The following is a 19,495-nucleotide window of genomic DNA, read 5'->3' as shown; positions in this document are numbered from 1 at the left end:
CGTTAGTCCTCGTTTACGGAGAGAGTCGTCGATGAGGAATCTGGACCTTCGGATATATGCTGCGGCGATCCGGAGATTGTTCGCTTTAACGGGACCATTCCGATACTGACTTATCGGGGACCGCGGGGCGGTGCGCTGTGCGCGTGAGTTCGGCGTCAATATCGTCTCGTTTGATTTGCGCCAGTGCACCGTGCCGCTGAAACGTGTGCGGGTCGATGTGCCGTCCGCTAGGAGCGCTCACGATCTGTGCTGCCGAGGCGAGGTGGGACCAATACTGGTCATCGTCGCGCGTGAGTTGGTAGCGAAGCGCCCAGGATGCGACATCAGGTGCCCAGAGCAGGGGTTCCGCGGAGGGCGAGGTGGCAAAGAACTGCGTACCAGGAGGGACGAGGTTCTTCTCTTTCATCAGCTTGACGGTGGACGCATCACGCTGTGTGTGTTCGCCATCCTCGCGGCCCTCGTAAACGATGACCCGCACCGCGGTATCTGCAGATCCGCGAGTAAGGACGTTAGACAGTCGCACGAAACAGGCTTGCCGCGCCAGACGCACCTCCGCGTTCTCCTGCCTGGCGAGGGTCAACGCACGTTGAACGATGAGCTTGCGGATGTCCGCATAGCTGTCGGCAGAGACACGTTCACTCCCGGACGGCCCATGCAGTTCGGCGTGAGACCCATCGACCGAGGCGATCATTTCTAGTTGTGCTTGGTCGGATATGTTCATTCCTCCAGGTGGGATTCGTGCTCGGGTGATGATGGCCACAAACGATCGAGTTCGAGGTCGGTGAAGAAGTCGTCGATGACGAGATCGTCTTCTGGGTGCGCCGGGGACGCCGCCATACCGATGGCGACGGCCTCGTCCGTGTCGAAGAGCTCACGTTCCAGATCGGTTGATGTAACGAAGGCGTCGACGACGTATGAGCCTTTTCCAATCTGCGCCAGGAATACCCCGGGTTGTAGTGAACGGGTAAGTCGAGCGTGACTTTCGGGGATGTGCAGCTCGGTAATGAGGCGGCTGAACTCGCCATCGTTTTGGCGGAAGATGAAGCGGTTCTCAATGTCACCGGCAATTGATGTCGCTAACGCACGCGCCGTCGAGCCGGCCGGCCCGACGACGTCGAAATCGGCAAGGGTGTGCAGAATGATGATGTTGGCGACACCGTAATGGCGGGACAGTTTCAACCAGTGCCGGTACATCTTCAGCGACGATTCTGATGCCATGTCCCGCCACCCTTCTTCGCGGATGAGGTAGCGGGTGCGCCGCGCTTGTCGGTCGGAGATGACAGCCTGGATCCAGGAGTTCGTGCAGATCGCTGCCAGCGATGCTGCGAGTTCCCCTCGCGACCACAGCTGTGACGTGTCGACGACGACCATCGGGGCGTTTTCATCGAACACGACCGTGGACTGTCCATCGAAAAGTTGCCCGAGGTCGCCATTGACGAATCTGTCGAGAGTGGCGATGAGCATGGCCTTGTCCTCGCTGAACTCGGGTCGGTAACCGGGCGAGTTCACGTCCGGATTGACCAGCGCGTTCAGGACATCGCGGATGATAGGGCGGTCATCGCTTGTCGCGATCGCGGAGCTCAGAGCCCACAGCAGGGCTGCCGTGTCGGTGGCGCGGAGACGTTCGCCGTCCTCGAGGCTTGCTCGCACGATGCTTTTCAGGGTCTCCTGACGGCGTTCACGTACCATCAGCTCGTCTGCTTCATCGGTGGACCCGCTTGCGCGGGGCCCCCGGTCAAGCGGAGTCAGACGGTGAGCAGAGTTGCTGCCGCCGAGGGCGATGATTTGCCCACCCACAGCTTCGGCGACAACCACCCATTCCCCTTTGGAATCTGAGGGGACGATGCTCTGGTGCCCATAGGCGAGTGAGCGGAAGGCGAGCTGCTTCATGGTGCCGGATTTGCCACCACGGTAGGAGCCCATGACCAGAATGTTGGTTGAAAATGTGCCTTTCTCGCCCGCATCCATGTAGGTGTCCCAGGGCGAGAAGTGGAACAGGACATCAGCATTGAGATCTAGCCCCAGGACGGGGCCGCGAATACCGAGTGAGTTATCGGCCACAAAGGGGTAGATACCCGCCAGATTTCGTGAGGTGTCTCGGTGCGCTGGTTACGTAATACCGAGGGGGTTCCAGTATTCGCGGGTGCGGACGCCAGGGCCGAGCCGACCAGTCGCGGTGGTGGCCTTCGCCAGGCCAGTGTCGGCAATCGTCGCGGCGGCGTGCGACGGGAACCTTTACAAGAAAAGGACCCCGAGAGCAGGTTGACAAAAACATAGGGACATCCCGGATTATGAACGACTAGAGGGCAGCAACGCCGGCACGGTAGGCCAACACCCTCCAAGAATGACTCGAACGGTGCAAAGAAAGTAACAGGGCACCAGACCCAGGCGCTCGCGGCGATGACGAGGGCGCCTTGCTGAGAGCGGAGCCGTCGTTACACCGATACGCTGGCCACGTGAACGTTAACGGAGGAGACGCGGTGCAATTAGGGCTACGAGCGGGGCTTGCCGAGGTAGCGCGCGCGGCCGGGGTTTCCAAGATGACCGTCTCTCGGGTGCTCAACGATCGGCCGGATGTGTCCACGGAGACACGTCAACGTGTGCTTGCGATCATGGAGGATCTCGATTTCCACCCGAATCGGTACGCGCGTGCCCTGAAGGGCGGCCGGTCAGGGGTGATCGGGCTGATCTGCCCGGCGACCAACTTCTACGGTCCCACCCAGGTGCTTTTCGGCGTCGAGGAGGCGGCTCGCAACGCGAACCTTGCGGTCATCGTGGCGACCTCGTCCTCCCTCGACTCCCACTCCCTACAGTCTGCAATTGCGCGGCTCGAGGAATCGTCGGTCGAGGCGATCATCATCATCTCGCCACTCGTTTCCAGCGGCGACGCGCTTCGAGGTCTCGTGAGTGCGGTACCAACGCTCGCGATCTGGGCGCCGTCAGATGCCGGGGTAGTCGTAACGGGCATGGACCACCGCACTGCGGCAGCAACCGCGACGCAACATCTTCTCGACCTTGGACACCCCTCAGTGCACCACATCTCTGGTCCGCTCGACTGGACAGGCGCCGAACAGCGGATGCTCGGTTGGCAAACCACCCTCGAGGCCGCAGGTATTGTCCCGCCGCCGGTGCTCGAGGGTGATTGGAGTGCAGCCGCCGGGCACGAGGCCGGGCTCCAGCTGCTGCGAGATCCGTCCGTCTCTGCAGTATTCACGGCCAACGACCAGATGGCGCTCGGGCTGTATCGGGCCGCCTTCGAGCTCGGCCGGCGAATCCCTGACGACCTGAGTGTTGTTGGCTACGATGACGGTCCTGATTCGCCGCACTACACACCCCCGCTCAGCACAGTTCACCAGGACTTCCAGATGCTCGGCGCTCGCGCATTCCATCGCCTGAATCGCATGATGAACGGCGAGACGAAACCTGAAATCGATCCAGACGACACTCCGCGCCTCATCATCCGCGCGAGCACCGCCGCCTACCTCCGCTGAGCCTTCGGTTTGACACCCCATTGGTAAGTCGTTACCGTTACCGTTATCGTTAACGACGCTGTTAGACAGGAATCAAATGCGTATCACCGCCATCACCACCACTCCGGTCGAGATCCGTTACCGGCCCGAGTACGAGGCTGACAAGCGCTTTTATCCGAAGCCCCCCGCCCAGACAAACGTAATTGTCGAGATACACACCGACGAAGGCATCGTCGGGATCGGCGAGGCAGCACACGCCCCCGGCATCTACGGCGAAAATGCCGGCGGCACTATTGCTGCGATCGATTACATCTCGCCAGCCCTGATCGGTCTCGACCCTCTGGGCATCACTGCCGCGAACATGGCGATCGATCGTCTCTCGCCGGTGGGAAACATCGCTGCCAAGGCTGGCCTCGACATCGCACTTCACGACCTCGCGGGCAAGATCATGGGCGTACCCGTGTACCAGTTGCTCGGTGGGCGGGTGCATGACGGGGTGAAGTCCCATATCACTCCGGCCACATATGAGGGCACCCTGACCGACCTCGAAAGCTTGATTGGGCAGGGTTACCGCGCATTCAAGCAGAAGATGAGCGGAGATCTCGACTATGACGTCCCGCTTATCGAGGGATTGCTCGACGCGGTGCCAGAGGATGTGGTCCTCAGTCTCGATGTGAATCAGGGCTGGTCCGTAAACGAGACCATGAAGGTCATCAGCGTGCTGGAGCGTCGTCCGCGCTTTCCGAGCAACGTGATCCTCGAGCAGCCGATTGATGGCGCGGATATCGCTGGTGCCGCACGCATCCGCAACGCCACCCGCGTGCCCTTGATGCTCGATGACGGCATCCGCACGGTCGCAGACCTGGGCCGTATTCTCGCGGCCCAGGCTGCTGACATCGTGAGCCTCAAGATCAGCAGAGTCGGCGGTATCCAGCGCTGCCTGCAAATGATCAAGATGGCCGAAGCCGCGAACGTCGATTACATTGTCGACGAGATCAATGAGATGCGGGTTGCGAACACCGCGGTGGCGCATCTCGCTCTCGCTTCGCGGCGCCCGCTCTACACCGGCGTAGCCTGCCATCTGCTGCTCGTCTCAGACATTTCGACGGGCGGCGGCGTGCGCATCGTCAACGGCGAGGCCGTTGTTGATGATGCCCCGGGCCTCGGCATCGAAGGGCTCGACCTGTCGGGCCTGATCCCAGAGGTCGTCCATGCTTGATCAGCCCATCCGGGTCGGTGTTGTGGAGAAGAACCGCAGCCCGTACTGGGACATGGTTAACGCAGGCTGGCTCGACGCAGCCTCGGCGCTGGGGCTAGACCTCGTGATCCGCGCCCCCGAACACGAGGATATCGACGTCCAGCGGACCATGCTCGAGCAGCTTCTCGATGACGGCGTCGACGCACTCGCATTCGTCGGCACGGTCGAAGCGGCCTTTGACGCCGTGCTCGAATCGGCTCGGAACCGTGGAGTGTCCGTCGTGTCATTCGACCTCGACGCATCTCGTGATCACCGCAGCATATTCGTCGGCATGACCCACCCGAAGGAGATCGGTCGCCGCGTGGGCGAACGCATTGCGGCCGACGTCGGGCCCGGTGCGCTGGTGCTCCTGCTTGCCGGATCGGCCGATGCGCGTGGCGCTGTGGGCAAGCTGCGCGGGCTCACTGCCGCTCTCGAAGCTGGCGGAGTCAGCGTCGCGGTATCGTCGCCCGATGGTGAGGATCTGGCAGTCGCCACCCGCAACGCCCGGGACCTTCTCGCAGCACATCCCACCGCGGCCGCCGCCATTGGTGTGTACGGTTACCACCCGGCAGTGCTGGCTGGCGCCGCCGCCGACATCGGCTCCAGCGTTCGCATTCACGGGTTCGATATGCTTCCCGAAACCGTAGAGCTGCTCCGCAGCGGCGCAGTGGAATCGTCGGTCTGGATACGAGAGTACTACTTCGGTTACCTCGCGGCTGTGGCTGTGCATGACCTGCATCGCCTCGGTTCAGATGAGGTGTTGGCGCTGTTCGGCGGTATCGCCGACGGTGCTGGAAAGTCCCTCGAACTCGAGCCGCGGACCTATACCCGGAACAACGTCGAGGAATTCGTGCGCTGGCGAGACGAACACGATCTCGACGCGCGCACTGCACGAACCCTAATTCCCAAAACCTGGTAGGGCCTTAACACAGTCAAAGGAGACACATTATGCGAATCACCACCCGTTGGATGACATTCGGCGGCATGCTCGCCGCCGGATCACTTCTCGTGACCGGATGCGCTGGCGCCAGCGACGGACAGAGCCAGGAGGAGACGGCCACCGAGATTACCGCGCTCATCCTCTCGAGCGCTGCGTACGACCCGTGTGCTGAGGAGTACGCCGCCGCATTCGAGGATGAGACCGGCATCCACGTCGACGTCATCTCCGAAGGTTTCCCGACCTATCACGACAAGCTGCTGACGACGCTCTCGAGCGGCACGGACGCCTATGACGTCGCGATGCTCGCGTACCAGTGGACTGGCGAGTTCGCGGCACCCGGATTCATCGTGCCGCTCGACGATGCAGTAGCGGCGAAGAGTGAGGGGCTGAATGGCATCATCCAGAGCGCGAGTGAGCTCTACACGTTTGAAGGCGAGCAATGGGGGATCCCGTTCAGCGCTCAGGCTGAGACGCTCTTCTACCGGACCGACCTATTCGAGGCTGCCGGATTCGAGCCGCCGAAGACCTGGGATGATTTCGCGGAGATAGTTGACTTCTTCACGAATAACCCCGATTACCCCGGCGTCTTCGGCACCTCCACGAAAGCGGCCACGCAGCACTCTGCCACCGACTTCGCGAACCGGTACTACGGACTTGGCGGTGGCCAGATCGGCGCTGCTGACCTGGATGGCGATCTCGTGGTTGAAGCTCTCGAGCTGCTCAAAGCGTCAGTGGACGCCTCCCCTTCGGGCGCGCTGAGCGCTACGTTCGTGGAGACGGGCGCCCAGATGCAGGCTGGTACCGTCGCGATGATCGAGGCCATGCCATCCACCGTTCTCAACCTGCTGAAGGACGAGCTTCCTGAGAACCAGGTCTATGGCAACATCGGCCTCGCAGCCTTGCCTGGTGGCGGCGGCGAAGCCGGCGGCTGGGGCTGGGTCGTTCCGACCACCTCGAAGAAGCAGCAGGCGGCGATCGATTTCGCCAGCTTCATGTCGAGCGAGGAAGCCGACCTCGGCTGCTACGTCGAGTTCGGTAAGTCGGCCGTGCAGGAGGCAACCTATGATGTCCCCGAGGTCGCCGAGGCCTTCTATACCGCGGGAATTGCAGCTGCGGTGGCATCAGCAAAGGGTAAGCCCAACAGTGAGTCCGCATCGAAGATCAACAACATGCTGGATGAGTCCGTCGCCCGCTTCCTCGCGGGCCAGGCCGGTTCGTCCCAGGACGCCGCAGACGACATCGTCCAGCAGTACGACGCGCTGGTCGAGGGCTGATACCAGTCTCGATCTGGTAGTGATCACTATGACTTCAACTGACACGAAGCCGGGCTCGACCCGGGAGCGTTCAATCGCTCCCGGGTCGGCACCCCGCCGCCTCCGCAAGGCTCCAACGGTCTACTTCTGGCTGCTGGTCCCCGCTCTCGTTGTTCTCATCGGATTGAGCGCCTTCCCGCTCATCCGCACGGTGCAACTCAGCTTCACCTCATTGGGTGGAGGCGGCGCCGAGGAGTTCATCGGGTTCGAGAACTATGCGCGGATGGTCTCCGACCCGCGGTTCGCGGACTCCGTGCGAGTGACGATTTTGTTCATCGTGGTCGGCATCACCGTGCAACTCGTGCTGGCGTGGTCTCTCGCTCTACTGCTTGCACAGCGGATATCACGGTGGAACAACGTGCTCCGCACCTTGTTCACGATCCCGATGATGTTGAGTCCTGTGGTCATCGGCATCACGTGGCGAGCCCTGTTGAATCCGCAATTTGGTTGGGTGAATGCCTTGCTCGGCATGGGCGATACCGACTGGACCGGCGATCCAGCGAAAGCGATCTGGGTGCTCATCTTCGTCGACGTCTGGCACTGGACACCATTCCTGTTCCTGCTTATCTCGGCTGGGCTCATGTCTGTCCCTGAAGACGTCAAGGAAGCCGCTCGCATCGACGGCGCGGGGAGTTGGGGCATGTTCCGCCACATCATCTTCCCGCTCACGCTGCCCGTGACCCTCGTCGCGATCCTGCTCCGTGCGATAGACGCGACCAAGACGTTCGAGTTGCCGTTCACCCTTACTTCGGGGGGGCCGGGCAATGCGACGACCCTTCTGGCCATCTATCTGTACAAACGAGCGTTCTCCGAGTTCGACTTCGGGTACGCGTCGTCCCTGGCCGTGATCCTCCTGATCGCGCTCGTACTATTCGCACTTGCGTACATGTGGATGTCGCGCAGGCTTGAGCGGAGGTACGGCGCATGACTCGCACCGTTAGGAGCGCCATCTTCGCGGTCATCCGCGCGATCGCGATAGTCGGGCTACTAGCCGCGACACTGTTTCCACTGATCTGGATCGTCAGCACCGCGTTCAAACGCAACGGCGAAGCACTTTCCAGCACGCCGTCGCTGTTTCCTCACACCCCAACGCTGGAGAACTTCGCAGCGATGGTCGGCCCCGGCGGCGCGGGCACGTTCTTCACGAACAGCCTCGTTGCGACCGCGGTGTCGACGGTGCTCACTCTCGTGCTCGCGATCCCCGCAGCCTACGCACTCGGTATCCATCGATTCCCCAGGGATGCTGGCCGTCCGCTCAGTCTCGGCTTCCTACTGCTGCGGTTCCTGCCGCCGTTCGCGGTGGTCATCCCGCTCTTTCTGATTCTTCGCAACGCCGGCCTGATCGACACGGTGGCGGCCCTCGTGATCGTCTATACGGCCTTCCATTTGCCGCTCGCAGTGTGGATCATCCAGCCGGCGGTGCAGGGGATCCCAAAAGAGGTCATCGAAGCTGCCCAGATGGATGGCGCGGGACCGATTCGCGCGATGATCTCCGTCGCGGTGCCGTTATTGCGCCCCTCCATCGCAACGGCAGGAGTGATGTGCTCGATTTTCTCGTGGAACGAGTTCTTCTTCGCCCTCATCTTCACCAATAACAAAGCCCGTACGTATCCGGTGTTCATCAGCAGCCTCATTACGGATGACGGACCACAGTGGGGCACCATTGCGGCTACATCGCTCCTGGCCATGTTGCCGATCATTTTGTGCTGCCTGTTCATGCAGCGCTATCTCGTGCATGGCCTAAGCGCAGGAGCGGTTCGATGACTGACTACGACACCTTCTTCATTGACGGTTCGCATAAGCGCGCGACATCCTCGGAGCGCGTGGCGATCACGTCGTCAATCGATGGGCACCTGCTGGGCGCCTTTCCGCGGGCGATGCCAGCCGATGTTGATGCGGCGGTCGCCTCGGCGCGTCGGGCGATCGCGCCCGGAGCGCAGTGGACATTACTTGATGTCGAGCAACGAGCGACGGCAATCGAGTCGTTGGCGACCGCCCTGAAGAGCCAAGTTTCAGCGCTGGGCGTGCTCATCGCCGAGGAGGTCGGTAGCCCCATCGGCTTCGCGACCAACGCCAATGCGGTCAGCGCGATCTCGCAGCTTCGCCTGTATGCCCGCATCGCTCGGGAGGTGGACTTCGAGTCGATCCGCCCGGCGAGGTTGGGAAGTTCACTCGTTCGCCGGATCCCAGTGGGCGTCGTGGCGGCTGTCGTTCCGTGGAACTTCCCGATCAGCATGGCAATAAACAAGCTCGGGCCCGCTCTCGCTGCTGGATGCACGATCGTGTTGAAGCCATCGGCAGAGACAGGGCTCAGCTCCTATCTGCTCGCGGAAGCTGTCGCAGCGTCCGAGATTCCGGCTGGCGTCATCAACATCGTCCCCGCTGACCGCGAGATCAGCGAATACCTCGTCGGTCACCCGGGCGTCGATAAAATCTCGTTCACGGGTTCGACGGCGGCCGGTCGAAAGGTCGCCTCCCTCGCTGGCTTGAACCTCAAACCGGTCACGCTCGAGCTCGGGGGTAAGTCGGCAGCCGTTCTGCTGCCCGATGCCGATCTTGACGTCTTCATCGGTCAACTGCCCGCGCTCTCTTTTATGAACAATGGCCAGACCTGTACGATCGACTCCCGCATTCTGGTACCGCAGTCGCGGGCGAACGAATTTACGGACGCCATCGTCGCGCGCGTGGATGCGCTGAAGGTCGGGTCATCTCTCGATACGGAGAGTGAAATCGGCCCCTTGGTGAGCGCCGCTCAGCGTGAGCGGGTCGAGGGGTACATCGAGATCGGGCGCAGTGAGGGCGCACGTATTCTCACGGTAGGCCGACGTCCGGATGGCCTCGACGACGGATTCTTCGTGCAGCCGACGGTGTTCGGCTCGGTCGAACCCGGCATGCGGATTGCCCGCGAGGAGATCTTCGGGCCCGTTGTGACGATTCAGCAGTATGCAGACACGGATGACGCGGCGGTGCAGCTCGCCAACGACTCCGAATTCGGCCTGGCTGGCACCGTGTGGTCGATCGACCAGGAGCACGCCGAGTCTGTGGCCCGGCGTATCGAGTCCGGTGTTGTCGGCGCGAACGTCTGGAACCTCGACCTCGGCGCACCCTTCGGGGGTCGCAAGGCGAGTGGCATCGGCCACGAGCTCGGGCCCGAGGCCGTCGACCCGTATCTGGTCTACCAATCGATCTACGTTCCGCAAGCACCGCAGGAGAGACAATGACGACCCATACACAGAGCGACGAGGCCACCGTGCTCTACGAGAGCCGCGACGGTATCGCGACGATCACTATGAATCGACCGCGCCAGCTCAACGCCTTCGATACCAGCATGTTCCGGGGTCTGGCCGAGGCTTTCATACGCTTTCGAGAGGATGACGGCGACCGCGTCGCCATTCTTACAGGTGCCGGCGACCGGTCATTCTGCGCCGGCGTAGACCTGAAGGAGCGTGCTGGCAGCGGAGAGTCGGGGCTCGACTTCCCCGACATTGCCCCACTGGTGAACCCGTTCTGGCCGACGCGGACCAATGTAGTCGAGAAGCCCGTGATCGCCGCAGTCAACGGCTACGCCATGGGTGGCGGCTTCTACATGGTGCTGCAGGCCGACCTGGCAATCGCTTCGAGCACCGCACAGTTCGAGATCAGCGAGATCCCGCGGGGAACTGTGGCGGGCTGGGAGACTGGCGCGCGGCACAACCTGCCCACCAAGGCGTGGGCGGAGATCGCTTTCGGCTGCCGGCTGAGTGCCGCGCGGGCCTACGACATGGGCCTCGTGAACGATGTCGTGGAGCCCGATGCGCTGATGGATGCCGCTCGCGCGCAGGCCGAGGCCATACTACGAGTGCCGCCGCGCGTCATCCGCCGCAACCTCGAGCTGCTGCGCCGCGTCAAGCCGAGTATTGCCGACGATATCTGGACCGCGGAGGCGGGGTACCTCGACGAGAGCCGCAACGACCCGGATACTGCCGAGGCAATTGCCGCCTTCGTGGAGCGTCGCGAGCCGGTCTGGCTCGAGGCCCGCCGATGAGCGCCCCCGACCTGTCGGTCCTCGACCTCGCGGCCGGCGAGCGGCCTGACCCCGACGAGTTCGTGCGTGCCGCGATGCACTGGCACTTCTCGCCCCAAACCGGCAGTCCGTTCTGGTTGCAGCGCGCGGCCTCGCTTGACTTCGATCCACGAGCAGACGTGCGCACCTTCGACGATCTGTCGCTGTTCCCCAACGTCACTGATGAACTGCGAGACGTGAAGACGCAGGACCTAATCCCTCTCGGATTTGGCCCACGCCCTGATGTGGTCTCCGTCATCGAAAGCGGCGGTACGACAGGTCCGCCCAAGCGGCTGCCCATGCTGCGTGAGTTCGCCGACCGGCTCGCAGACTCCGAGGTCGCATACATGAAGGCTGCCGGGGTGCCGCAGCGAGGCAACTGGCTGTCGCTCTTCCCGAGCGGGCCGCATGGCGCCTTTGATGGTGCGCGCCGCGCCGCCCAGAGGTTTGGGGACGGCGTGTTGCTCTACGGCATCGACATCGATCCTCGCTGGGTCAAGAAGCAGGTGGCTGCGGGCAACTCTCAGGTGGTCGATGACTACACCGAACACATCGTTGATCAGGCAGCTTTCGTACTCGAATCACAAGACGTGGTTTCGCTTCGGGTGACGGCACCGGTGCTGGCTCGGATCGCTCGACGCGAACACCTTGTCGAGATCATCCGCGAGAAGGTTCGATACGTCGGCTGGGGTGGCGCGAGCATGGATGCCGACAGCCGCTACCTGTATCGCACCGACATCTTTCCTGGTGTCGAGTTGCGAGGCGCCTATGGCACCACCATGGCACTCGGCGCCGGCGGTCGGGAGCGAGCCGGACTCGGGCACGACGACCCCTGCATCTTCGATGCGAACCTGTCGCTCTGGGTCACTATCCGCGTTGTGGACCCGTCGACTAAGCGGACGGTGGCGGTGGGCGAGCGTGGGCAGGTTGTGGTCTCCCACTTGAGCCGGTCGTTCTTGCTGCCCAACAATGATGAGCGCGACACTGCGCTCCGCGTTGAGGCACCCGTAGGGCAGGTCGGCGATTCGTTCGCCGACGTCGCGCCGCTACAGCAATTCGGCGGCGCGCAAGTCGTCGAGGGGGTCTACTAATGGCGACCGCTACTGAGACCGGCCTCGACCAGCTCGACGCTCGCGGGCCGACCGGCCCCTTCCGTGCGCGCAACCGCCAGACCATCACGGATGTCACGGGTGGGCCGGTCGCAGAGTTGAGCATCGTGCCCGCGCTCTTCATCGATCGCACTGTGGCTGCGCTGCGAGCTGCGGCGCCACTGCCGCGCGAGGAGCGCGTCAACGCCCTGCGTCGAGCCGGTGAACTGTTCGCCTCAGCGGAACTTTGCGGCCTGGACGTCGGCGACTATCAGCGGCGTGTCAGCCGCGTGTCGGGTCTCGCGTTGTCAGTAGTCGAGCAGGCCACTGAGCGCATCGTGTCGGCATGCGGGGCAGCGCTCGACCAAGCGCTCGCCGCCCTCCCGGCCGGGGCCGTCCTCGACTGGAGCGACGCGCGCACCCAGACGGGCGCTGCGCTGTGGGTGCGCCGGGGCGAGGTGTTTGCGGTGCTCGCCGCAGGCAACCATCCCGCCGTCAACACCCACTGGCTCGAGGCGGTCGCCTTGGGTTACCGCGTGGTCGTACGCCCATCGCGCCGCGAGCCATTCACCGCCGCACGCCTGATTGCCGCCATCCACGAAGCAGGGCTTGGGCAGCAAGTCGCCTTTCTGCCAACCGATCATGCCGGCGCCGACGCGATCATCGCAGCTGCTGACCGGTCGATGGTCTACGGCGGTGACGACGTTATGCGCAAGTATCGCGGTCACCCATCCGTGCTGCCCCAGGGTCCCGGGCGCTCAAAGATCCTCATCACCGCTGACACGGACTGGCGGCCGCAGGTCGAGCTGATCGCGGAATCAGTGAGCCGTCACGGCGGGGTCAGCTGCACGAGCACGACCGCCGTGTTCGTCGAAGGTGACGCAGCAGCATTTGCGGAAGCCCTCGCCGCTCAGCTGCAGGAACTGCCAGCACGCACGCCGCTCGATGCGACGGCAGCACTGCCGGTATTCACGGCGGAGGATGCGCGACGGATGGGTGACCACCTTGCGCGCCTCGCGGAGGGTACAGTGCCGCTGCGCGGTGCGGCCAGTGTGGTCGCCGACCTCGGCGACGGCAGTGCTGCGCTTCGAGCCGCTGTTCACCTGCTGCCCAGCAGCAGCAGCGCGCAAGCTGGGGCCGAACTGCCGTTCCCGTGTGTGTGGGTAGCGCCCTGGACTAGAGACGACGGGGTGAAACCGCTCGCCGACTCATTGGTGCTGACGGTCATGACTGACGACGACGAACTTGTGGACGAACTGATCGCCCAGCCCGGAATTCGCAATCTCTACGTCGGTTCCCAACCCACTTATTGGACCGCACCCGGCGTCCCGCATGACGGATACCTCGCCGACTTTCTTATGGAATCAAAAGGAGTAATCAAGCTATGACTGAGCGACCGCGACTGCCGCTGCCCGCAGGATTCGGATGGGGCACCGCCACGGCTTCCTATCAAATCGAAGGTGCCGTTAGTGAGGGTGGCCGCGGACCGTCGATCTGGGATACCTTCTCCCACACCCCCGACCGCACCCGCAATGGTGACACCGGTGACGTCGCATGTGACCACTACCACCGGCTCGATGAGGACCTCGATCTGCTTGCGGAAATAGGTGCGCCCTACTACCGCTTCGCGCCATCGTGGCCCCGGCTGCAACCGACCGGCAGCGGGGTGTTGAATCCCGAAGGTGTTCAGTTCTATTCCCGTATGATTGACGGGCTGCATGCGCGAGACATTGAGCCGTGGATCACGCTCTACCACTGGGACCTCCCTCAGCAACTTGAGGACGCTGGCGGGTGGCCCGCTCGCGCGACGGCTGAGGCGTTCGCCAAATACGCGGGCCTCGTCTATGACGCATTCGGTGACCGGGTGCGCCACTGGACCACCCTCAACGAGCCGTGGTGCTCCGCGTTCCTCGGGTACGGGCAAGGGGTCCACGCGCCCGGAAGGCAGGATCATCAGGATGCCGTCGCCGCAGGGCACCACTTGCTTCTCGGTCACGGTCTTGCATTACGAGAGCTGCGTTCGCGGGCATCCGATGCCGAGCTCGGCATCACGCTGAACCTCTTCCCCGCCGAACCCGAGAGCGATTCACCCGAAGACGTCGACTGCGCACGCCGCATCGACGGGCTCATGAACCGGTTCTTCCTCGACCCCGTGTTCCGTGGCACTTACCCCGACGATGTTGTCGCGGATCTCGAACGGGCCGGAATCAGCATTCCCGTACAGGACGGCGACCTCGAGCTGATCTCGGCGCCGCTTGACCTGCTCGGCGTCAACTACTACACGCGCTTTGTCGTGCGCGCGCGCAGCCCGGAGGAGGTTGAGCGCCGTGGCGGGCGGCCGTCCCCGTGGCCAGGTGGTCGCGATATCCAATTCGTGGCAGGAGGTTTGCCGACGACGGAAATGCGTTGGGAGGTCTATCCCGAGGGACTCTCGAACACCCTGCACCGAATCGCGGACGATTACACGAGCATCCCAATCTGGATCACCGAGAGCGGATCGGCATTTGGTGACGTGCTGCTCGCAGACGGAACCGTCGACGACCAAGCCCGTATTGACTATCTGGATTCGCACATCCGTGCCGCACTCGAAGCACGTGAGGCGGGAGTCGATCTGCGTGGGTACTTCGTGTGGTCTCTCCTGGACAACTTTGAGTGGGCATTCGGCTACGAGAAGCGCTTCGGCATCTACTACGTGGACTACGAGACGCAGGAGCGCACCCCGAAGGCGAGCGCGATCTGGCTGCGAGAGACACTCGCCGACGACGCCCTACCCGAGCGGACGTCGGCGTGAACCATCGTGATGCTCGCACCAGGCGCCTCCATCGAGTGCTCGCACCTCGCAGCATCGCGCTCATCGGTGCGAAGGACTCCGGCCGCCTGTTCATGGGAACCGGCGCCGTAATCCAGGCGCTCAAGCGTCTCGGGTTCGATGGCGAGATCCATCTTGTGAATCGCGGTGGCGTGCCAGTCAACGGTGTGCCCGCGACCCGAACACTGGCGGAGACTGGCGCGAAGGTCGACATGGCCGCGGTGCTGGTTCCAGCCGCCGCCATTCCAGACGTGCTACCGGATATCCGCGCTGCGGGCGCTGCGGGCGCGACGCTACTCGCGAGCGGGCTCGCCGAAAGCGGCCCGGCGGGCGCCGAGTTACAAAATCACATCGCCGCAGTGGCACGCGATGCCGACATGGAACTGATTGGCCCCAATTGCCTCGGCTTCCTGAACCTGGTCGAGCGCACGGGAGTGTGGTTCAGCGGCTATCCCGAGCACCTGCGAACAGGAGCCGTCGCGGTGCTGTCGCAGAGCGGCGGGGTCGGCGACGCGATCATGGAGGCGGCCGCGGATCTCGGTATCGGCCTCAGCCACGTCATCACAACCGGCAACGAGCCCACCCTCGCAGTCCCGGACGTGCTCGAGTACCTGCTCGAGCAGAAAGAGACACGCTCGGTCGCCATCTTCGCGGAGGCCATCCGCAAGCCCGACGTGCTGGTGCGTGCCGCGTCTCGAGCGCGCGAGTTGGGCAAGGCAATCGTGATGCTCAAGGCCGGGTCGAGCGACCTTGGTGCGCGGAACGCGGTGACTCACACCGGCAGCCTAGCCGGCAACGATGCAGTGATGGATGCCGCGCTGGCTCAGCTCGGCCTCATCCGGGTCGAGTCTCTCGAGGAACTTCTCGTGACCGCCCACCTTGCTGCGACGGTCGGACCGCTCGGTGCCGGGGGCATCGGCGTGGTCTCGCTCAGCGGCGGCGGATGTAGCCTCATCGCCGACGCTGCCGAGCGGGAGGGTCTCGACCTTCCCGACTATTCGCCCGAAACGACTGGGGCCCTGCGATCACTGGTCGGCGATTTCGCTACCGCGCAGAATCCCTTCGATGTGACTGCCGCGGCCGGCGACTCAACATTCGAGGATGTGCTCGGCGTAGTCAGCAAGCAGCAGGACATCGCGGCGATCGCCGTTCTGTGTAATGTTCCGACGCACCTCTCGGGCGCAACCCCAGACGTGGCGAGACTGCTGCGGAGCGTTGCGGCGGGCATCCTGAGCAGTGAGGTTCCCGCCGTGCTGGTCTGTCAGACCACAGTGCATGCTGGAGCACTCGGTCGCGAGATCGCGGAGCGGAGCGGCGTTGGCGTGCTTCTGCCTGGCATCGAACTCGCGACTGCGGCGCTCGCACGAGTTTCGTGGTGGTCGAACTGGCTGATCGCTCCCGCGACGCGACTGCTTTCGGACGGCTTGCTGCCATCGGGCTCTCACGATGGTGATGCGTTGTCGGAGTGGGACTCGCGACTTCGACTGGAGGCTTCCGGTGTGCCACTGGTTACCGGCATTCTCGCCGAAACGCCGGACGAAGCTCTCGACGCGTGGCGTCGTATCGGTGGGCCCGTCGCGCTCAAGGGTGTGTCTGCTGCGGTCTCGCACAAGTCGGAGATCGGCGCCGTAGTGCTCGGTGCTGCCGACGAGGCCGCCATTCTCGCCGGCTATGAACAGGTCGAACGTGCGATCCGCCAGGTCGCCCGCGCCGTTGACGGAGTACTGGTCAGCCCCATGGTGTCGGGGGGCGTCGAACTCGTTGCTGGCGTGACCCGCGATCCGGTGTGGGGACCGACACTCGTGGTTGGTCTCGGTGGGGTCCTCGTCGAGGTGTTGCATGATGCTGCGACTCGTGTGCTCCCTGTCGGTGCGGCGGAAGTGCGCGCGATGCTCGAGAGTCTGCGCGGCTTCCCGCTGCTCTCCGGCGTGCGAGGGCGTGCGGGCGTCGACCTGGACGAGTTGGTGCGAGCGGTGAGCAGCATCGCCGAGGCGGGATCTGCCGCCGACGTGGTCTCGCTCGAGGTGAACCCGCTGCTCGCCCGTTCCGATAGCGTGATCGGTCTCGACGCACTTGTCGTCGCAGCGGTCTCGACCCGTGAGGAGGCTAACGCATGATCCGCACTGATCGACGCGGTGCTGTCGCGATCGTGATCATTGATCGGCCGGAGCGGCGCAATGCGCTCGATGCTGACCACGACGCTGCGCTGGCCGCAGCCATTCTTGCGGCTGCCGCTGACCCAGCGGTACGAGCAATCGTGCTGGCGGCGGAAGGGTCGACGTTCTGCTCGGGCGCAGACCTTCGCGACCGGCTACCCGCTTATCAGGAACGCGTCACGTCCGGGGAGTCGCCTGAGTGGTCGTTCGGCGGGATCACCGGGTCCGAGCGAATCTCGGTGCCGATAATCGCTGCTATCAACGGACCCGCGATCGCGGGCGGCTTGGAGCTAGCGCTGGCCTGCGACATCCGGATTTGTGCTCCCGAGGCGACCTTCGTGATGGCCGAGGTGCGGTGGGGGATCACCCCCGGCGCCGGTGGGACGCAGCGCCTGCCGCGCATCATAGGATCGGGTGCCGCCCTCGACCTGTTACTGACTGCACGCCCCATGTCGGCAGATGAGGCGTACCACGTCGGACTTGTCAGTCGGGTCGTTCCAGCCGAAAACCTCCTGGACGAGGCGATCTCGATCGCTGTCGCCATCGCCGACAACGCGCCGCTGGCGGTCAGCGCCGTGCGTGTCGCCGTGACCGACGGTGCGGCTCTTTCGATCCCCGAGGCGCTCGGTCTCGAGCGCGATCTCTTCTTGGACACCATGCGCACAGCCGACGCCCGCGAGGGCAGCAAAGCATTCGCCGAAAAGCGAACCCCGATATACGAAGGAGTTTGACGTGACAATCCGAAACCTGGTGTTGTGGAGCGCCACCGACGACGTGGACTTTGTGCGCCGCTATCGCGAAGAACACCTGCCCTTGGTGAGCGAGCTGCCAGGTCTGCAGCATGCGACGGTGAGCACACTGCGCTCGCGCGAGTACTCGCTTCTTGCTGAGCTCCACTTCGCGGATGTGCGCACAATGAAGTCCGCTTTCGCGTCAGATGCGGGGATCGTTCTCATCGCGCACACAGCTGAACTCGAGGCGGCCTTCGACGTGAAGGCCAAGAGCATCCTGGCGCTCAGCGCGTTGGACTGAACTATCGAGCTCTCGTATTCCTCTGGAGGCAGCAGCCTGCACTGTCTCACTTGCCGTGCAGGCTGGCAATGGGGGTTTGCCTGCCATCGCCTAGAGGTGAGAGTTGACCACTACAGCCCACGTCGGCGCAGTTTGAGGTGCCGCAACCCCCTACGTGCCTATCGGCTTATGTGAGGACAGCTATGACCCCAACATTTGAACTCAACAATGGCGTCACCATCCCCGCAGTGGGATTTGGCGTCTTCCAGACCCCGCCAGACGTAACCGCGACTGCAGTGGTGGACGCTTTAGGGGTGGGCTACCGTCATATCGACACCGCGTCTGCCTACGGGAATGAGCGTGGTGTTGGCGAGGGTATCCGGAACTCAGGCGTCGACCGAAACGACATTTTCATCGAGTCTAAAGTCTGGATCAGCGATTACGGATACGGCTCTACTCTTCACGCTTTCGAAAAGGCAACGGGCAAACTTGGCTTCGACACGATCGACCTCTACATCCTTCATCAACCGCTCTCGAGCAGCTTCGACAAGACCCTCGAGGCGTACAGAGCTCTCGAGACTCTGCTCGGTGACGGAAGGGTGCGTGCTATTGGTGTGAGCAACTTCATGCCCGACCACATGTATCGACTCCTTTCCGCCACAGAGATCGTGCCAGCTGTAAATCAGATTGAGCTACACCCATACTTCCTTCAGAGGGATGTGCAAGCGGTCAACGCGCAGCACGGCATTCTGACCCAAGCCTGGTCTCCAATAGGTGGCATCACTTCGTATCGCAGCTCAGGTGGCACGAGCACTTTCGAAAACCCCACAATCGTGGGGATCGGCGAGAAGTACGGCAAGTCGCCGGCTCAGGTGATGCTGCGGTGGCATCTGCAGGAGGGACGCCAGTCGATTCCGAAGTCCGTTCGACCTGAGCGCATCGCTGAGAACTTCGACATCTTCGACTTCGAGCTGGATGAAGCCGACCTCCTGGCCGTGGACCGTCTTGATGCCGGTGTTCGCGCCGGACCGGATCCCGACTTGATCACTCTCGAAAACACCGCGTTGTTGATACCGGAAGCATGACTGCGGCGCCCAATCTGCGTGCGGTACACCGCCGGGGGCGCGGCCGTGAATAACTCGGTAAGCTCCGCCTGGGTGTACGCGCCGGCCTGGCGCAACTGCATCAGGTGCCGCTGCTGTGCGGCCGAGAGTTCCAACTGTTGCCTTTGAGCCGGTCTTTCGCTCTTGCGTCCTACATCCCCTCGAGCGTCGCATTCGAATCAGATCGGGTTCGAAATCGGCTGTGAATCGCATGCCGGCAGACGCGCGAGCCCAGAAAGTGATCCAAGCGTTTCACAACACATGGGTTACGAGGCGGTACTCGCAATCAGTTGCAAGACCCCCAAGGAGCAGAATGAGCACTT

16 protein-coding genes and 2 pseudogenes are annotated in these 19,495 nt (G+C 63.2%); 15 read left to right on the top strand and 3 right to left on the bottom strand.

Annotation, left to right across the window (positions count from 1 at the left end; translation table 11 throughout):
* Positions 1-85: 85 nt before the first annotated feature.
* Together K323_RS0110820 and K323_RS0110815 are read right to left on the bottom strand one after the other, a co-directional pair.
* Entirely contained in the window at positions 86-760 is a 675-nt protein-coding gene (locus K323_RS0110820; protein ID WP_157509410.1) for a hypothetical protein, read from the bottom strand.
* Positions 718-2,061 carry a hypothetical protein gene (locus K323_RS0110815; RefSeq protein ID WP_022885301.1) on the bottom strand — a complete coding sequence of 448 codons (1,344 nt, stop codon included), beginning with the start codon at positions 2,059-2,061 and terminating at the stop codon, positions 718-720. The genes K323_RS0110820 and K323_RS0110815 overlap by 43 nt, the downstream gene beginning before the upstream one ends.
* 395 nt (positions 2,062-2,456) lie before the next feature.
* Here K323_RS0110815 and K323_RS0110810 point away from each other — a divergent pair, with 395 nt between their 5' ends.
* The 15 genes and pseudogenes from K323_RS0110810 to K323_RS0110740 form a co-directional block, all read left to right on the top strand.
* A complete protein-coding gene (locus K323_RS0110810) occupies positions 2,457-3,491 on the top strand; it encodes a LacI family DNA-binding transcriptional regulator (RefSeq protein WP_157509409.1) in 1,035 nt (344 codons plus the stop codon).
* 76 nt (positions 3,492-3,567) lie between these two features.
* On the top strand, positions 3,568-4,689 hold the full coding sequence (locus K323_RS0110805; RefSeq protein WP_022885299.1) for a mandelate racemase/muconate lactonizing enzyme family protein: 1,122 nt from the start codon (positions 3,568-3,570) through the stop codon (positions 4,687-4,689).
* Complete coding sequence (locus K323_RS0110800) at positions 4,682-5,629, top strand: substrate-binding domain-containing protein (protein WP_022885298.1); 948 nt, start codon at positions 4,682-4,684, stop codon at positions 5,627-5,629. Before K323_RS0110805 ends, K323_RS0110800 begins: the two co-directional genes overlap by 8 nt.
* 29 nt (positions 5,630-5,658) lie before the next feature.
* Positions 5,659-6,924, top strand: coding sequence for an ABC transporter substrate-binding protein (locus K323_RS0110795; protein WP_022885297.1), 1,266 nt, complete (start codon positions 5,659-5,661; stop codon positions 6,922-6,924).
* Between the two features lie 28 nt (positions 6,925-6,952).
* Positions 6,953-7,891: a carbohydrate ABC transporter permease gene (locus K323_RS25440; protein WP_022885296.1), complete on the top strand. Its 939-nt coding sequence runs from the start codon at positions 6,953-6,955 to the stop codon at positions 7,889-7,891.
* On the top strand, positions 7,888-8,727 hold the full coding sequence (locus K323_RS25435) for a carbohydrate ABC transporter permease (RefSeq protein WP_022885295.1): 840 nt from the start codon (positions 7,888-7,890) through the stop codon (positions 8,725-8,727). Before K323_RS25440 ends, K323_RS25435 begins: the two co-directional genes overlap by 4 nt.
* The gene (locus K323_RS0110780; RefSeq protein ID WP_022885294.1) at positions 8,724-10,184 is read left to right on the top strand and encodes an aldehyde dehydrogenase family protein; all 1,461 of its coding nucleotides are present in this window, start codon (positions 8,724-8,726) and stop codon (positions 10,182-10,184) included. Before K323_RS25435 ends, K323_RS0110780 begins: the two co-directional genes overlap by 4 nt.
* Positions 10,181-10,987, top strand: coding sequence for an enoyl-CoA hydratase/isomerase family protein (locus K323_RS25430; RefSeq protein ID WP_022885293.1), 807 nt, complete (start codon positions 10,181-10,183; stop codon positions 10,985-10,987). Before K323_RS0110780 ends, K323_RS25430 begins: the two co-directional genes overlap by 4 nt.
* Positions 10,984-12,096 (top strand): phenylacetate--CoA ligase family protein, encoded by a 1,113-nt coding sequence (locus tag K323_RS0110770; protein ID WP_022885292.1) that lies wholly within the window; start codon positions 10,984-10,986, stop codon positions 12,094-12,096. The genes K323_RS25430 and K323_RS0110770 overlap by 4 nt, the downstream gene beginning before the upstream one ends.
* Entirely contained in the window at positions 12,096-13,481 is a 1,386-nt protein-coding gene (locus K323_RS0110765; protein ID WP_022885291.1) for an aldehyde dehydrogenase family protein, read from the top strand. Before K323_RS0110770 ends, K323_RS0110765 begins: the two co-directional genes overlap by 1 nt.
* The gene (locus tag K323_RS0110760; RefSeq protein ID WP_022885290.1) at positions 13,478-14,884 is read left to right on the top strand and encodes a GH1 family beta-glucosidase; all 1,407 of its coding nucleotides are present in this window, start codon (positions 13,478-13,480) and stop codon (positions 14,882-14,884) included. Before K323_RS0110765 ends, K323_RS0110760 begins: the two co-directional genes overlap by 4 nt.
* Positions 14,881-17,019, top strand: a complete 2,139-nt coding sequence (locus tag K323_RS0110755) for an acetate--CoA ligase family protein (protein WP_022885289.1) — start codon at positions 14,881-14,883, stop codon at positions 17,017-17,019. The genes K323_RS0110760 and K323_RS0110755 overlap by 4 nt, the downstream gene beginning before the upstream one ends.
* On the top strand, positions 17,016-17,789 hold the full coding sequence (locus K323_RS0110750; RefSeq protein WP_022885288.1) for an enoyl-CoA hydratase/isomerase family protein: 774 nt from the start codon (positions 17,016-17,018) through the stop codon (positions 17,787-17,789). Before K323_RS0110755 ends, K323_RS0110750 begins: the two co-directional genes overlap by 4 nt.
* 1 nt (position 17,790) lies before the next feature.
* Complete coding sequence (locus K323_RS25425; RefSeq protein ID WP_022885287.1) at positions 17,791-18,090, top strand: EthD family reductase; 300 nt, start codon at positions 17,791-17,793, stop codon at positions 18,088-18,090.
* A gap of 182 nt (positions 18,091-18,272) precedes the next feature.
* Positions 18,273-19,019: pseudogene (locus K323_RS0110740) on the top strand (aldo/keto reductase); the annotation flags it as partial.
* Here K323_RS0110740 and K323_RS30870 read toward each other — a convergent pair.
* Positions 18,963-19,346 (bottom strand): annotated as a pseudogene (locus tag K323_RS30870) (hypothetical protein); the annotation flags it as partial. The pseudogenes K323_RS0110740 and K323_RS30870 sit on opposite strands and share 57 nt — an antisense overlap.
* Positions 19,347-19,495 lie beyond the last annotated feature (149 nt).

It is taken from the genome of Glaciibacter superstes DSM 21135, from assembly GCF_000421145.1.
Lineage (GTDB): Bacteria > Actinomycetota > Actinomycetes > Actinomycetales > Microbacteriaceae > Cryobacterium > Cryobacterium superstes.
Note: the sequence above shows the minus strand (reverse complement) of the source record. Positions and strands in the feature narration are given on the sequence as shown.

Excerpts from the sequence above, each read along its gene's own strand:
- K323_RS25435 (WP_022885295.1), top strand. The coding sequence starts at position 7,888 with ATGACTCGCACCGTTAGGAGCGCCATCTTCGCGGTCATCCGCGCGATC.
- K323_RS0110770 (WP_022885292.1), top strand. The coding sequence starts at position 10,984 with ATGAGCGCCCCCGACCTGTCGGTCCTCGACCTCGCGGCCGGCGAGCGG.
- K323_RS0110750 (WP_022885288.1), top strand. The coding sequence starts at position 17,016 with ATGATCCGCACTGATCGACGCGGTGCTGTCGCGATCGTGATCATTGAT.
- K323_RS0110795 (WP_022885297.1), top strand. The coding sequence starts at position 5,659 with ATGCGAATCACCACCCGTTGGATGACATTCGGCGGCATGCTCGCCGCC.
- K323_RS0110805 (WP_022885299.1), top strand. The coding sequence starts at position 3,568 with ATGCGTATCACCGCCATCACCACCACTCCGGTCGAGATCCGTTACCGG.
- K323_RS25440 (WP_022885296.1), top strand. The coding sequence starts at position 6,953 with ATGACTTCAACTGACACGAAGCCGGGCTCGACCCGGGAGCGTTCAATC.
- K323_RS0110760 (WP_022885290.1), top strand. The coding sequence starts at position 13,478 with ATGACTGAGCGACCGCGACTGCCGCTGCCCGCAGGATTCGGATGGGGC.
- K323_RS0110800 (WP_022885298.1), top strand. The coding sequence starts at position 4,682 with ATGCTTGATCAGCCCATCCGGGTCGGTGTTGTGGAGAAGAACCGCAGC.
- K323_RS0110765 (WP_022885291.1), top strand. The coding sequence starts at position 12,096 with ATGGCGACCGCTACTGAGACCGGCCTCGACCAGCTCGACGCTCGCGGG.
- K323_RS25430 (WP_022885293.1), top strand. The coding sequence starts at position 10,181 with ATGACGACCCATACACAGAGCGACGAGGCCACCGTGCTCTACGAGAGC.
- K323_RS0110780 (WP_022885294.1), top strand. The coding sequence starts at position 8,724 with ATGACTGACTACGACACCTTCTTCATTGACGGTTCGCATAAGCGCGCG.